Source organism: Pollutimonas bauzanensis (assembly GCF_900129885.1).
Classification (GTDB): domain Bacteria; phylum Pseudomonadota; class Gammaproteobacteria; order Burkholderiales; family Burkholderiaceae_B; genus Pollutimonas; species Pollutimonas bauzanensis.
In genome coordinates this window covers 313,879-327,902 of sequence record NZ_FQXE01000002.1, presented here as the reverse complement: position 1 = coordinate 327,902, position 14,024 = coordinate 313,879, and the positions used below count along the sequence as shown (strand labels likewise).

The following is a 14,024-nucleotide window of genomic DNA, read 5'->3' as shown; positions in this document are numbered from 1 at the left end:
AAAACAATGGATTGCATGATGTTCTGGACTGGCACAGGCTTTGCTTCTGTTAAGAGTGGAAACAATCCGGCATTTTGTGTCGGGTTGGATCGCATCTGAACGACTAACAGGAGGTACCTACGATGCATAACGTGCTGTTCACACCCGCCGAGCTTCGCGGCCTGACCCTCAAGAATCGCCTGGTTGTATCGCCGATGTGCCAGTACATCTCGGAGAATGGCTCGGCGAACGACTGGCACCTCATGCACCTTGGAGGGTTTTCGATTGGCGGATTCAGCCTTGTCATGACCGAGGCGACGAACGTCAATGCGGTCGGCAAAATCACCCACAAGTGTGCGACCCTATGCACCGATGACAACGAGGCGGCGCTGAAGCGGGTGATAGATTTCAACAAGAAATTCGGCGTTGCCGCCCAGGGCATCCAGCTTGCCCACGCGGGGCGCAAGGGCTCGACACAGCCGCCGGCTCTCGGTGGCCAAGCGCTGAAGCCGGAAGAGGGGGCATGGGAGACGGTGGCGCCTTCGGCGATTCCCTACGCCGCCGACTGGCATATTCCGCGCGCGCTGAACCGCATGGAAATCCGGCAAATCACGGATGATTTTGTTTCTTCAGTTCAACGTGCCCTTCGCGTCGGCTACGACCTCATCGAAATGCACGCCGGTCATGGCTACCTGGCGCATCAATTCCTGTCTCCGCTCGCCAACCAGCGTACCGATGAATATGGCGGCAGCCTGGAGAACCGCATGCGGTTCGCGCTCGAAACCTTTGAGGCGATGCGTGCCGCATGGCCGGCGGACAAACCCATGGGGGTGCGCGTTTCCGCTTGCGACTGGGTGGATGGCGGCTGGACCGTCGATGAGACTGCCATCTTCGCCAAGGAGCTCAAGAAGTTGGGATGTGACTACATCGACGTTTCGAGCGGCGGCCTTCATCCCACACAGGCGGTTCCGCTGGCTCCCGGCTACAACGCTGAAATTGCGCAGCGTATCCGGGCCGAAGCCGACATCAAGGTGATGGTCGTGGGTTTGATTGCCGACGAGCCTCTTGCCACCGGAATCATCGAATCGGAGCAGGCCGATTTCGTGTGCATGGGGCGTGGGGCGATGTGGGATCCCCGATTCCCGTGGCATGCGGCGGAAAGCCTTAGAGCCGAAGCGCCGTATCCGCCCCGTTCCATGCCGTGCCATCCCAAGTTGCGTCCGCAACTCTTCCCCGATCGTCAGGAGGCGACGGCCTAGCTACGACCAGCATAAGACATCGACATATCATCGAGGAGACACACATGAAATACAATCAACCGCATGCCACGGCGGGGTGGGGCACGATGGCCAAGGACTGGGAGCGTGCCATCGATTACCCGCGCATGGTGCGCGAGCGTTTCGAACGCGCCCAGGCGGCCGTGAAAGCGGCAGGCCTGGGAGGCGTGCTCTGCTTCAACGTCGACAACGTGCGTTATGTGACCGGCACGCATATCGGCGAATGGGCTCGCGACAAGTTCGACCGCTATGCACTCTGCCCGCGCGATGGCGAGCCCTATCTGTGGGACCCGGCGCCGCCGGCCAAGCGCATCAGCTCGCCGTGGATCGCCGAGCGCACCGCCGCACCGATCAGCAACATGCAGGGAGCCTTGCCGCCGAAGGTCGGGGCCCAACAGGATTTTGCGCGACAGATCAAGAAGATGCTCGTGCACTACGGTATCGACAAGGAGCCGCTGGGCATAGATCTGTTGGAACTGCCCATGCTGCGCGCCCTGGAGCAGGAAGGCATTGAGGTGGTCGATGGCCAGCAGGCAATGCTTGACGCCCGCGAGGTCAAGACTCCTGACGAGATCGAGTGCCTCAAGGTCGCCGCGTCGATGGTGGATGGCACCTACTATGATATTTGCAAGGCTATCAGGCCTGGCGCGCGGGAAAACGAACTCGTCGCGATTGCCAACGACCGGCTGTTCCGCCTCGGCTCCGAGCGCGTCGAGTGCGTGAATTCGGTCGCCGGTCCGCGCGGCACTCCCCATTCGCACACGTTCTCCGACCGCATCATCCAGCCCGGCGACATGATTTATCTGGACATCATGCACTCGTTCAACGGCTATCGGACATGCTACTACCGCACTTTTGTGTGTGGCGAGCCGAACAGGCACCAGATCGAGGCATATGAGACAGCCTCGAAATGGATCAGTGCCTCGATCGACGCCATCCGTCCGGGCGCGACCGTCGAGGAAGTGGCCAGCGTCTGGCCCGCGGCACATGAATTCGGCTATGCCAACGAGGACGAGGCATTCCTGCTGCAATACGGCCACGGTATTGGTTTGAGCCTGTGGGAGCGTCCAATCATCAGCCGCCGTTTCCAGGGCCAGAATACCGTGCTCAAGGAAGGCATGGTGTTTGCGGTCGAAACCTGGAAGGGCGCAGCGGATGGCTCTGGCGCAGCGCGGATCGAAGAGGAAGTGGTAGTGACGAAGAATGGCTGCGAGGTCATTACCAACTTCCCGTCGGACCGCTTGATTTCCTGCGGTCTGCCCGGTTGCGATGTCTTCTAGGATTCCCGGGCGGCGAAAGTTCGGAGGGTGTTCATCCGGACTGCGGGCGCGGCTTCGCCGTGTCCGCAGCGGGCATAGGCCTATGCGGCCGATCTCATATGCGAGGAAGTATGGCCCCCACTATTTCAACGTTTGATTTCACCAATGGCGCAGTGCTGCTCCGTGTCATCTGTGGTCTGTTTTTCTTTCCTCATATCTATTTCAAGATTGTGGGCGATCCGCCGCCGGCGCTGGGATTCTTCAGGGCAGCCGGATTCAGGCCGGCGGGAGCCTGGATGAGAATCGCAATGGTCGTCGAACTGGTGGCTGCAATAGGGCTGTTGTTCGGCATCTACACGCAATGGGCCGCGCTCGTCGCGGCGGCAAGTTTGATGGTAGCCGCGATCGCCGTGTGTTTCGCCAACAGCTGTGTGAAATGGCTGTGGAACCTCAATGGCATGGAGTTCCCTATTTTCTGGGCGCTGTCTTGCGTGGCGGTGGCGATGCTGCATTGGGGGCATGTGTGAACATGGCGCGCTTGCCTTGGCTGCTTGCCGTTCCTCAAGCTCCGCCGATTATTCTGGCACGCCCGGATTGCTGAACCTATAAAAAAAATCGGAGACAACGCAATGAATGCTTCAACCACGCTGGACGTTCGCGCCTTCATCAACGGGCGCAGCATGTCGGCGAATCAATGGGTCCTGGCTGTTCTTTGTTTCGCGATCGTCGCTATCGACGGAATGGACGTCGCGATCATGGGCTTTATCGCCCCGTCCATTCTGGCCGAGTGGAACGTTTCCAAGCCGGCTTTCGGCTTCGTCATGGGGGCCGCGCCGATTGGATTGGCAATTGGGGCACTCGCTGCCGGCTCTTCCTCCGATTGGTTTGGCCGCCGCCGGGTACTCCTCGTCTCGGTAGCATGTTTTGGCATCTGCACTGTATTCACTGCATACGCGACCAATCCGGAGCAGATGGCGTTTCTCAGGTTTTTGACGGGACTGGGGCTGGGCGCAGCCATGCCGAACACCTCGACGCTGCTCACCGAATATGTGCCCGAACGTTCCCGCTCGTTCCTCGTGGCAACCATGTTTACCGGATTCAACCTGGGCTCGGCGTTGATCGGCTTTGTCGCGGCTTACTTGATTCCGAACTACGGCTGGAAAGCGGTATTGGTGTTTGGCGGTGTCCTGCCATTGATCATGCTGCCGTTGTTGTATTTCTTTCTTCCTGAATCAGCCAGTTTTATGGCAGTCAAGAGATTCCGACCGGAGAGAATCGCCCGGGTTCTGGGGCGGGTGTGTGGCGAGAATCTCGGCCGCTACAATGAATTCGTCTGCCGGGAAAACGCGCCTCAGGGCAAGCAGCCGCTGGCCGTTCTGTTTGCCTCGGGTTATGCAGTGCGGACCTTCAGCCTGTGGATAACCTACTTCATGGGACTGCTGATTATCTACCTTGCCACAAGCTGGCTGCCGACCATGATGAAAGAAGCGGGCATGCCCATCGAACGTGCTGCGCAGGTGACCGCCATGTTCCAGCTGGCGGGCACGGTCGGGGCCATCCTCGTGGGATTGGCGATGGATCGCTCGCGCCCCAATCGGGTCATCGCCCTGGCGTATCTTGCCGGTGGCGTGTCGCTGGTCCTGCTCGGCATCAGCGGCGTCACCTCCGCCTGGATTGCGCTCCTCGTCGGCTTCGTTGGATTTTTCCTGAGCGGCGCTCAAACCGGTCTCAATGCTTACGCCCCGAGTTGCTATCCCACAATGGCCCGGGCCACCGGTGTGAGCTGGATGCTGGGGGTCGGCCGTCTCGGCAGCATCCTCGGCTCGTCCATCGGCGGGGTCTTGATGGGCCTGGGCTGGGGGTTCGAGAACATCTTCATGGCGCTGGCCGTACCTGCGGCCGTCGCCGCGATTGCCATCTTGATCAATCGGCCGGCAACGGCGAAGACCGGTGGTTGAGTCCGCCATCTGCAAGAATCTGATCCTCATGTGCCGCTTCACATGCGTGCCGAGCGCGGATATTCCTGAAGTGTACGAAATCATCCGCGATTTCAAATAGAACGCAGCGCCCGTACTGTTTTGGTATGGGCGGCGCGCTTAAAAAGGTATTACTCCGGTCCGATCACCCGGACAGATAGTTGATCAGGTTGTCAAGCACGGCAAGGAGAGTCGCGTGGCGAAAAAAAACATGGCAGAAGTTGAGCGGAACATTGCGGTGGTGGATCTGCGTTCGGCATTGGAACTGCTGGAGTCCTTGCCCGGCGAGCTCCTGAGCACCGACGTTGAAATCGATGCGAACGCCGAGATCTCCGGCGTCTATCGCCATGTCGGGGCGGGCGGCGCCTGCATGCGTCCCACGCGCAAGGGGCCGGCCATGCTCTTCAACAATGTCAAGGGATTTCCGGACTTCCGCGTGGCGATCGGACTATTGTCCACGCGCCAGCGCGTCGGATATCTGCTGGGGTGCAAGCCGGAGCGCTTGGGCTTTCTGCTCAAGGACGCGGTCCGGAATCCGGTGCCGCCGATCACGGTGGCGGGGGCGGACAAGGCGCTTTGCCAGGAAGTGGTGCATCTGGCAAGCGACCCTGGTTTCGATTTGCATACGCTCCTGCCCGCGCCGACCAATACTCCTGAGGATGCCGGCCCCTACATCACAATGGGCATGTGTTATGCCGCGGACCCGGAAACAGGGGAGTGCGATATCACGATTCATCGCCTCTGTGTGCAAGGCCGCGACGAACTTTCCATGTGGCTGACCCCTGGCCGGCATATTGAAGCCTTTCGCCAGAAAGCCGAAGCCGCAGGCGAGCCCCTGCCGATTTCCATCAGCATTGGCGTCGACCCGGCCATCGAGATCGCCGCTTGTTTTGAGCCTCCCACCACGCCGCAGGGATTCGACGAGCTGAACATCGCTGGCGCGATACGCGGGCGCGCGGTCGAACTTTCCGATTGCTTGACGATTGACGCCCGCGCGATTGCGCACGCCGAAATCGTGATCGAGGGCGAATTGCTGCCGGACCTGCGCGTGCGCGAAGACCAGAACACGAATACCGGCAAGGCCATGCCGGAGTTTCCGGGCTATACGGGAGAGGCGAAGGCCGAATTGCCGGTGATCAAGGTGCATGCCGTGACCCATCGCCGGAATCCGATTCTGCAGACGACGATCGGCGCCGGCGAGGAACACGTGAACATGGCGGGGATCCCGACCGAAGCCAGCATTCTCGATATGGTCGAACGCGCCATGCCGGGCCGCCTTCAGAACGTATATGCGCATTCCGCGGGCGGCGGCAAGTTCCTGGCGATCCTGCAGTTCAAGAAATCATCCGCGGCGGATGAAGGGCGTCAGCGCCAGGCTGCCCTGCTGGCATTCGCATCCTTCCCGGAACTCAAGCATGTGATCCTGGTGGATGAGGATGTGGATATCTTCGACACCGACGACGTGCTCTGGGCCATGCAAACACGTTATCAGGGAGACGTAAGCACTGTCTTCATACCGGGGGTGCGATGCCACCCGCTGGACCCGTCGCAGATCCCGGAATATAGCCCCAGCATTCTGACGATCGGGATGTCATGCAAGACAATCTTTGACTGCACCGTTCCATTTCATCTGAAAGCGCAATTCCAGCGATCCCGATTCCTGGATGTCGACGTCGGGCGCTTTCTTCCAGGCTGGACGCGCGAAGGGGCCAGTTCATGAGCAGGCGCCGCATCATTGTCGGGATCAGTGGCGCTTCAGGCTTCCAGTACGGGATGAAAGCGCTGGAGCTTCTCCGCGCCATGGATCTGGAAACCCATCTGGTCATGTCGAAAGGAGCCGAGCTGACGCGTTCGCTGGAAACTGGTATTTCACGCGAGGATGTCCTGGCTTGCGCCGATGTCGTGCATTCGATCTCCAATCCCGGCGCCGCCATATCGAGCGGCTCGTTCGCGTCGATCGGGATGCTGGTCGCACCTTGCTCGATGCGATCACTCGCGGCGATCGCGCATAGCCTGTCCGACAATCTGCTCACCCGCGCTGCGGATGTGACGCTCAAGGAGCGTCGGCGTTTGGTGCTGATGGCACGGGAGACTCCTCTCAACCTTGGTCATATTCGCAATATGGCGCTGGTGACCGAGATGGGCGGGGTGGTATTTCCACCTGTTCCTGCGCTGTATCAGCGGCCCGCCACCCTCGATGCGCTTATCACTCACAGCGTGGGACGGGCGCTTGATCTGTTCGGCCTGAACGTGCCCGGACTCGTTCGTTGGGAGGGCACGCATGGAGCAAGCGGGCCGGCCGCGGCGAACGCCGTCAGGAGCCTATACAACTGATTCGCACCAGGCCATGAACGATCCGCACCCACCGGAATTGCCGGACAGTATCCGAAAATTCCTATTGGCCAACCATGTCGTGGGGCTCGCGACCCTGTCGAAGGGCCAGCCTTGGGCGGCCAGTTGTTTCTATGCGTTGGATGAACAAAGCATCGCATTGATCATCCTGAGCGATGAGCATACGCGGCATGGCCAGGCCATGCTTGGCAATCGGAGCGTGGCCGGGACGATCGCGCGCCAGCCGGCATTGATTCGAAAGATTCGGGGCGTCCAGTTCGCCGCACATGCGCATCTATTGACGGGAGAAAGCAAGGAAGCAGCTCATAAGCTCTACAGCATGCGACACCCGATTGTCCGTCTCATGCGGAGTTCGGTGTGGCAGATACTGATCCAGGAGTTGAAGTTCACGGACAACGCGATGGGCGTCGGGAGAAAAACGCATTGGCGCAGGGACGGGTTTGGTTGCTGATCTTCCGTTGCCGGACATGCCTCGGTCAATGCTGAGTCGCAAGGTGAGACTAGTGTTTCAAGATGATGAGATCCGATTTTCCTGGGACCGTTTTATCGGCAAAATAGATTGTACTTTCACGTCAAATCAATAGGTTGCAGATATGCATGATTGGTGGCATGAATAATGCTTAGGTTGTTGACGTAGGTTGCGGACTGACCAACTTGTCCCGATGATTGCTGGGTACCCGAGGCGAGTCATGTGGCACTGCCAAATAGCACAGAGGAATGACATGGGTGAACCTAAGTTTGAATATCTCGTTCCGTACAGCATCGAGGAGGCGGTGGCGTTTCGCGGGAAGTATGGGAATGCCGCGCAGTTCATTAGCGGCGGAACGGAGATCGTTCCGATGATTACGCGGGGCAAGATTCAACAGGGTTTTTTGATTGAGTTGACGGCGCTTGCGGATCTGGCGGTTCTCGAACGACATGACGGGGGGCTACGCATCGGGGCTGCCGTTCCGCTTTCCCGGCTCGCGCAATCGACGCTGGTGCGCGAGCGGTGGTCTGCTCTCGCGGAAGCGTCTGCGTCGATCAGAGAGCCCCAGGTGAGGAACCGCGGCACGATTGGTGGAAACGTGGCTCATGGAGTGCCGTCGGCCGATCTCGTTCCTGCATTGCTTGCCTTTGGAGCCCGCGTCAAGGTGCAAGGTCCGAAGGCCGAGCGGGAGATGGATCTCGAGAAATTCCTGCTCGGGCCGTACAGGACGGCGCTCGAGGCCGATGAACTTGTCGTGGAGATACTGCTTCCCGAGCCGGAACAGGCGCTGGGGTCGGCTTTTTTCAAGCTCACGAAGTTCGGCGGCTCGGGCTTGTCGGTGGCGACGGTCGCCGCCGCTGTTTCAACGAGAGATGGCGTCGTCGCCAGCGCGAGGATCACGTTCGGATCGGCTGGTCCCATCCCTTGCCGGGTCCCTGCCGCGGAAGAGTTTCTCAAAGGCAAGCGGCCGGGCGATGAAGTGCTGGCGCAGGTAGGGGCGCTGGTGTCTGCCGCCGCCGAGCCCCGCGAGGGCTCCATCCGGGCCTCGCCTATGCACCGGCGCCGTGTCCTCAAGCCTCTGGCCGAGCGGGCGGTCGCCCTGGCCGTGAGACGTTCCAGCGGCCAATTCTAAGGAATGCTTCCAATGAAGATCTCGTTCAAAGTCAACGGAAAAGCCTATACGGAAGAGGCGCGTCCGGACATGACCCTGGTGATGTTCCTGCGGGACGTCCTGGGCCTTACCGGTACCAAGCACGGGTGCGATGGCGGCGAATGCGGGGCCTGCACGGTCCTTCTGGACGGCGTCCCGATGAATGGCTGCCTGGTGCTTGCTCCGGCCATCCGGGGCCGGGAAATCACGACCATCGAAGGGCTGGCGCAGGACGGCGAGCTCGATCCGCTGCAGCAGGCCTTCATCGACCATAGCGCCTTGCAGTGCGGATATTGCGGAAGCGGCATGCTGCTGGCCGCAAAGGCATTTCTGGAGGAAACGCCCAATCCGACACGGGAGCAAGTGAAGAAGGCGCTGAGCGGAAACCTCTGTCGTTGCACCGGATACCTCGGAATCATAGACGCGGTCATGACTGCAGCGAAGCGCATTCAAGGAGAAGTGCGATGAATAAACTCATCACGGAGCATGCACAGAAGGCAATCGGCCGCAGGGTGCCGCGCCACGATGCCGGCAAGCAGGTGACCGGCCAGATCTGCTATGCGGAGGATATCCGTTTGCCGGGCATGCTCCATGTCAAGTTTCTCCGCAGCCGCCACGCTCATGCCCGCATCCTGCGCATCGATACTTTGCGCGCCGCGGCGGCGCCGGGTGTCGCCGCCGTGATCACGGGCGATGATGTGCCCTTCAACCGCATGGGGGCTTTCATCCAGGATCAGCCTATTCTTGCGAATGAGCATGCCCGCTACCTGGGCGATCCCGTGGCGGCGGTGGCGGCGGCGACGCCGGAGGCCGCGGCCAGGGCGATAGAACTCATCGACGTGGAGTACGAGGTCCTGCCTGCAGTCTTCGACCCTTTTCAGGCGCTGCAGAAAGATGCGCCGATTCTGCATGGCGAAACCAATATTCTCGGAACATGGCGCCTGGATCATGGCGATGTCGATGCGGGGTTTGCGGCCTCGCATATGGTTGTGGAAGAGACCTATCGCACCCAGATCGTCGAGCAGTGCGCGCTCGAAACGCAAATTGCCGTGGTGGTTCCGAAAGAGGGCAAGGGCGTCACGGTTTATACGCCCGGCTCCAGACCATACGCCATGCGCGCGGACGTTGCGCGCGCCTTGATGGTGGATGTTTCCGACGTCCACATTCTTGCGACGCCCTCAGGCGGCGCTTTTGGCGGAAAGAGCGATGCGTGGGTGGAGCCCGCTTGCGCGGTCCTGGCGCTGAAGACCGGGAAACCGGTGCGGGCCATGTTTACCCGGGACGAGGAGTTTTTTGCCTCCACCGTTCGCCATCCGATCACGATGCGCTACCGCAGCGGCGTCAGCGCGGAGGGAAAGCTGCTCGCGCGGGAAGTGAATATGTATATGGACACTGGAGCCTATGCGGCGCTTGGCGAGGCCACGCTACGCAAAGGAACCCTTTTGAGCATCGGCCCCTATCGGGTGCCCAACGTCAGGGTCGAATCGCTGCTGATCTACACGAACAACACAGTGTCCAGCGCGATGCGTGGATTCGGCGTGCCGCAGGCCTGCTTCGCCTGGGAGAGCCACACGGAAACCATTGCCGAGCGCCTGGGGATGGATTCGTTTGAATTCCGCATGATCAACGGATATGACGAGAACGATGTGACGTCGTCCGGGCAGACCATAACCAGCGTCGCATTGAAGGAAACCATGCTGAAGGCAAAGCAAGCCTTCGGCTGGGAAAGGAGGATTTCGCAATGAAGAAACGCGGAGTGGGCATGGCAGTGATGTGGTACCCGGTAGGTCCGGGCGGCGACAATCCGAGCACCGCGCGCGTTCAAATGGATGGAAGCGCGAGGATGACCATATACGTCAGTTCGCCGGACGTCGGCCAGGGATCCTCGACGGCGCTGGCGCAGATTGCAGCGGACACCGTCGGCATTCCTCTCGAATGGATCGATGTCGTTGCCGGGGATTCCGACTATGCCCCCGAGATGGACTTCGGTTCGGTCGGGAGCCGCGTCACGTATGTGCAGGGCAATGCGGTCCGGCTTGCTGCCGTCGAGCTGCAAAAAGTGCTTGTGGCCGCGGCGCGAAAGCTCATGGGGATTGCCGAGGATCGCATCGAGATCGAACTCGGCGTGGCGTGGGACCGAAAGGGGCAGGCCGGGCCGGTCGACCTCTCTGTCGTGGCGGAACACGCGATGGGAGGCAAGGGCCCCTTGAGGGCCGAAGGCACCTTCCAGCCCGTGGGGATGAAAGACAATCGTCGCGATGGACAGGGCATCGTTTACCCGACCTTCGTCTATGCCACGCAAATGGTGGAGGTGGAAGTCGACACCGAAACGGGCGAGGTGACGCTCGAGCGGATGGTGGCTGCGCACGATTCCGGCAAGATCATCAACCCCATGCTGGTCGAAGGGCAGATCGCGGGCGGCATCGCGCAGGGGATAGGTATGGCATTGTCGGAGGAAGTCTTGCTGCGGGACGGAAAGACGTTGAACCCTTCGCTGTCGGACTACTTCCTGCCGACCAGCATGGATGTGCCCGATATCCAGTTCGTCCATGTCGAGGCCGAGGAGGAGACCGGGCCCTACGGCGCGAAGTGTGTGGGAGAGCCGGCATTGGTTCCCACGGCGCCGGCCATCCTCAATGCCATCTACGATGCGGTCGGGGTTCGTATCACATCGTTGCCCGCGACGCCGGAGAAAGTGCTCGAGGCGATTCACGAGAAATATGGAGGCGGCGGCGCGATTCCGTGGGGGAGGGGGCCAGAGCGGGCAGCCATGTTGCCGAATGGCGGCAGTCCCCCGAAGTCTGAAACTCGCCACTTTCCGGAGCGCGTCATGCACGGTTATTCGACCGAGTCTGAATTATTGCAGCGCCTTGAAGCCTGGCGTGCCGAAGGCCGCGGGGTGGCGCTCGCAACGGTGGTGAAGACCTGGGGTTCGTCGCCGCGGCCTGAGGGCAGCCACCTGGCGGTCGAAGAGGGCGGCGCCTTCGTCGGCTCGGTTTCCGGGGGCTGCGTCGAGGGTGCCGTGATCTCCGAGGCATTGGATGCGATCGCCGACGGCAAGCCCCGTCTGCTGGAGTTCGGCGTTTCGGACGAGCAGGCTTGGGAGGTCGGCCTCGCATGCGGCGGACGGGTGCAGGTGTTCGTGGAGCGGGTTGAATGAAGGCGGAACTGTTCGAGCGCCTGATCGCCTGCCGTGCAGCCAAGCTTGCAGTGTCTGTCGTGACCCGTCTCTCCGACGGCGCACAGGCGCTGGTTTGCGACCATGTCGTGAGCGGCGACCTCGAACTCGCCGAGGTACAGCGCCGGGAGCTTGGCGAGCGGCTGCGGGGCGAAAGGAGCGGCATGCTCGAGTCTTCCGACGGCGCGCTGTTCGCGCGTTGCTATGCCAAGGCGCCGCGACTGATAGTCGTGGGCGCCGTGCATATTACCCAGGCCCTCGCTCCGATGGCCGCGATCGCGGGTTTCGAGGTAGTCGTCGTGGACCCGCGGCGTGCCTTCGCAACCCCGGAAAGGCTGCCGAACGTCACGGTGACGACGGCGTGGCCCGACGAAGCGCTGGCGGGTCTCGGCCTCGATGCACGGACCGCCGTCGTGACGCTCTCGCACGACCCCAAGCTCGACGACCCGGCGCTGATCGCGGCCTTGCGCAGCCCCTGTTTCTATATTGGCGCGCTAGGGAGTACGCGGACCCACGCCAAACGCGTCGAGCGGCTGGCGCAGGCCGGATGCGCGGACGCGATCCCGCGCATCCATGCGCCAATCGGCCTGAGCCTGGGCGGACGCTCGCCGGCCGAAGTGGCCGTGGCGATCATTGCGCAGATCATCAAAGCCCGCTATGGGTGATGGCCGTGGCGCTGTTCTTGTTCCCATCGAAGAGGCGCAATCGCCATGCGCACGGCGAGTTGGCCATGCGCCCTTCGCGCGGCGCATGGGAGGCGGCATGATTTTCGGCGAGTTTCGTTGCGAGGAGGCGGAGGGCGTCATGCTCGCCCACACGATCAATCCGGGCGAAAGGAGGCTGAAGAAGGGTCATGTCCTCACTGCCGCCGACGTTGCCCTGCTCCGGCAGGCTGGTATTGCAGCCATTGCCGGCGCCCGCCTGGAAGCGGGCGACATCGACGAAAGCGCCGGCGCGGCGGAAATCGCCCAACTGCTGGTGGGGCCGAACACGGAAACGCGCCATTCCTACAACGGCCGCTGCAACGTGCATGCATCGGTGCGCGGGGTGTTTCGGGTCGATGCGCAGGCCATCGACAGCATCAATCAGCTCGACGAGGCCATAGCCATCGGCACCTTGCCGGACTATGCGCTGGCACGCCGGGGCCAGGCGATCGCCACGGTGAAGATCATCCCATTCGCCGTGACGCGCGATTTGATCGAGCGCTGCCGCGCGCTTGCGGCGGGAAGGCCGATACTGCAGCTGGCCGAAATCAAGCCGCGCCGGGTGGCGCTGATCATGGGCGAGTCGCCCGAGACGAAGGACGTCGCCTTGCATGCCGCCGCCACCCGCCGGCGGCTGGAGAGCCTAGGCAGCCGCCTGGCCTTCGCGCTGCGCTGCAGCCACGAACCGGGCGCATACGCGGCGAGCCTGCGCGAGGCGCTTGCCGCCGGCTGCGACCTGCTGCTGATTGCCGGGGCAACGGGAACCAAGGATCGTCTCGACATGGTGCCCGCCGCCGTCGTCGCCGCCGGCGGCAAGGTGGACCATTTCGGCATGCCCGTCGAGCCGGGCAATATGCTGTTGTTCGCGCATGTCGGCCCGGCGCCGGTGCTCGTGCTGCCCGGCTGTACCCGTTCGCTGCGCTCCAACGGTCTCGACTGCGTTTTGCAGCGCCTGCATGCCGGCTTGCCGCTAGGCCGCGCCGAGATCATGCGCATGGGCGTCGGCGGCCTGATCCGCAGCACTCCGGAGCCCGGGGACCCGACGGTGATCGAGGAATACGGCGGCACCCCTTCCGTGTCCACCGGCGCGCCCCAAGTCGCCGCGCTGGTGCTCGCGGCGGGCCGGTCTTCGCGCATGGGGGCGACGAACAAGCTGCTCGCGGATTACGGCGGCGTGCCCATGGCGCTGCGAGCGGTAAATGCCGCTCTGGCCTCGAGGGCGGCTTCGGTGACCGTCGTGCTCGGCTTCGATGCCGAGAACATGGAGGCTCTGCTTGCCGGGCGCGCGGTCGCTGTCGTCCGCAACGATGAATATACGGAAGGCATGTCCGCCTCGCTGCGCGCCGGGCTCGCGAATCTCCCGCCGGGAACCGCCGCGGTGGTGGTGCTACTTGCCGACATGCCGCGGGTGAATGCGTCGCACATCGACTGCCTGATCGAGGCCTTCGATCCCGCCCGGCCTTCGATCGTCGTGCCGCAATCGAACGGCAGGCGGGGCAATCCCATTCTCTGGCCACGCGAGTTCTTCGCGGCGATGCAGCGTGTGCGCGGTGACACGGGGGCGCGCGAACTGCTGGACCTCAACCGGGAGCGGATCCACACTGTTGAACTGGATGATGCCATCCATTGCGATGTGGACACGCCCGACGATCTGGCCTCGTTTGATAGGATTGGATAGCA

General features: G+C 62.0%; 13 protein-coding genes. All 13 read left to right on the top strand.

Annotated elements, in window-relative coordinates:
• Positions 1-122: 122 nt before the first annotated feature.
• The 13 genes from BUB23_RS04660 (at position 123) to BUB23_RS04600 (ending at position 14,022) form a co-directional block, all read left to right on the top strand.
• Entirely contained in the window at positions 123-1,238 is a 1,116-nt protein-coding gene (locus BUB23_RS04660; RefSeq protein WP_073101933.1) for an NADH:flavin oxidoreductase/NADH oxidase, read from the top strand.
• Between the two features lie 44 nt (positions 1,239-1,282).
• A complete protein-coding gene (locus tag BUB23_RS04655; RefSeq protein ID WP_073101932.1) occupies positions 1,283-2,536 on the top strand; it encodes a M24 family metallopeptidase in 1,254 nt (417 codons plus the stop codon).
• A 110-nt stretch (positions 2,537-2,646) separates the two neighbouring features.
• Positions 2,647-3,042 carry a DoxX family protein gene (locus BUB23_RS04650; protein WP_073101931.1) on the top strand — a complete coding sequence of 132 codons (396 nt, stop codon included), beginning with the start codon at positions 2,647-2,649 and terminating at the stop codon, positions 3,040-3,042.
• Between the two features lie 102 nt (positions 3,043-3,144).
• Entirely contained in the window at positions 3,145-4,473 is a 1,329-nt protein-coding gene (locus BUB23_RS04645) for an MFS transporter (RefSeq protein WP_073101930.1), read from the top strand.
• A 229-nt stretch (positions 4,474-4,702) separates the two neighbouring features.
• Complete coding sequence (locus tag BUB23_RS04640; RefSeq protein WP_073102174.1) at positions 4,703-6,211, top strand: UbiD family decarboxylase; 1,509 nt, start codon at positions 4,703-4,705, stop codon at positions 6,209-6,211.
• Positions 6,208-6,825 (top strand): UbiX family flavin prenyltransferase, encoded by a 618-nt coding sequence (locus BUB23_RS04635; RefSeq protein WP_073101929.1) that lies wholly within the window; start codon positions 6,208-6,210, stop codon positions 6,823-6,825. Before BUB23_RS04640 ends, BUB23_RS04635 begins: the two co-directional genes overlap by 4 nt.
• A 13-nt stretch (positions 6,826-6,838) precedes the next feature.
• Positions 6,839-7,294: a PNPOx family protein gene (locus tag BUB23_RS04630; RefSeq protein WP_073101928.1), complete on the top strand. Its 456-nt coding sequence runs from the start codon at positions 6,839-6,841 to the stop codon at positions 7,292-7,294.
• A gap of 271 nt (positions 7,295-7,565) precedes the next feature.
• Positions 7,566-8,444 carry an FAD binding domain-containing protein gene (locus tag BUB23_RS04625; protein WP_073101927.1) on the top strand — a complete coding sequence of 293 codons (879 nt, stop codon included), beginning with the start codon at positions 7,566-7,568 and terminating at the stop codon, positions 8,442-8,444.
• Between the two features lie 12 nt (positions 8,445-8,456).
• On the top strand, positions 8,457-8,930 hold the full coding sequence (locus BUB23_RS04620; RefSeq protein WP_245801158.1) for a (2Fe-2S)-binding protein: 474 nt from the start codon (positions 8,457-8,459) through the stop codon (positions 8,928-8,930).
• Entirely contained in the window at positions 8,927-10,207 is a 1,281-nt protein-coding gene (locus tag BUB23_RS27665) for a xanthine dehydrogenase family protein molybdopterin-binding subunit (RefSeq protein WP_073101925.1), read from the top strand. Before BUB23_RS04620 ends, BUB23_RS27665 begins: the two co-directional genes overlap by 4 nt.
• Positions 10,204-11,622 carry a molybdopterin cofactor-binding domain-containing protein gene (locus BUB23_RS27660; RefSeq protein WP_073101924.1) on the top strand — a complete coding sequence of 473 codons (1,419 nt, stop codon included), beginning with the start codon at positions 10,204-10,206 and terminating at the stop codon, positions 11,620-11,622. Before BUB23_RS27665 ends, BUB23_RS27660 begins: the two co-directional genes overlap by 4 nt.
• Positions 11,619-12,305 carry an XdhC family protein gene (locus BUB23_RS04605; RefSeq protein WP_073101923.1) on the top strand — a complete coding sequence of 229 codons (687 nt, stop codon included), beginning with the start codon at positions 11,619-11,621 and terminating at the stop codon, positions 12,303-12,305. Before BUB23_RS27660 ends, BUB23_RS04605 begins: the two co-directional genes overlap by 4 nt.
• A 97-nt stretch (positions 12,306-12,402) precedes the next feature.
• A complete protein-coding gene (locus BUB23_RS04600; RefSeq protein WP_073102173.1) occupies positions 12,403-14,022 on the top strand; it encodes an NTP transferase domain-containing protein in 1,620 nt (539 codons plus the stop codon).
• Positions 14,023-14,024 lie beyond the last annotated feature (2 nt).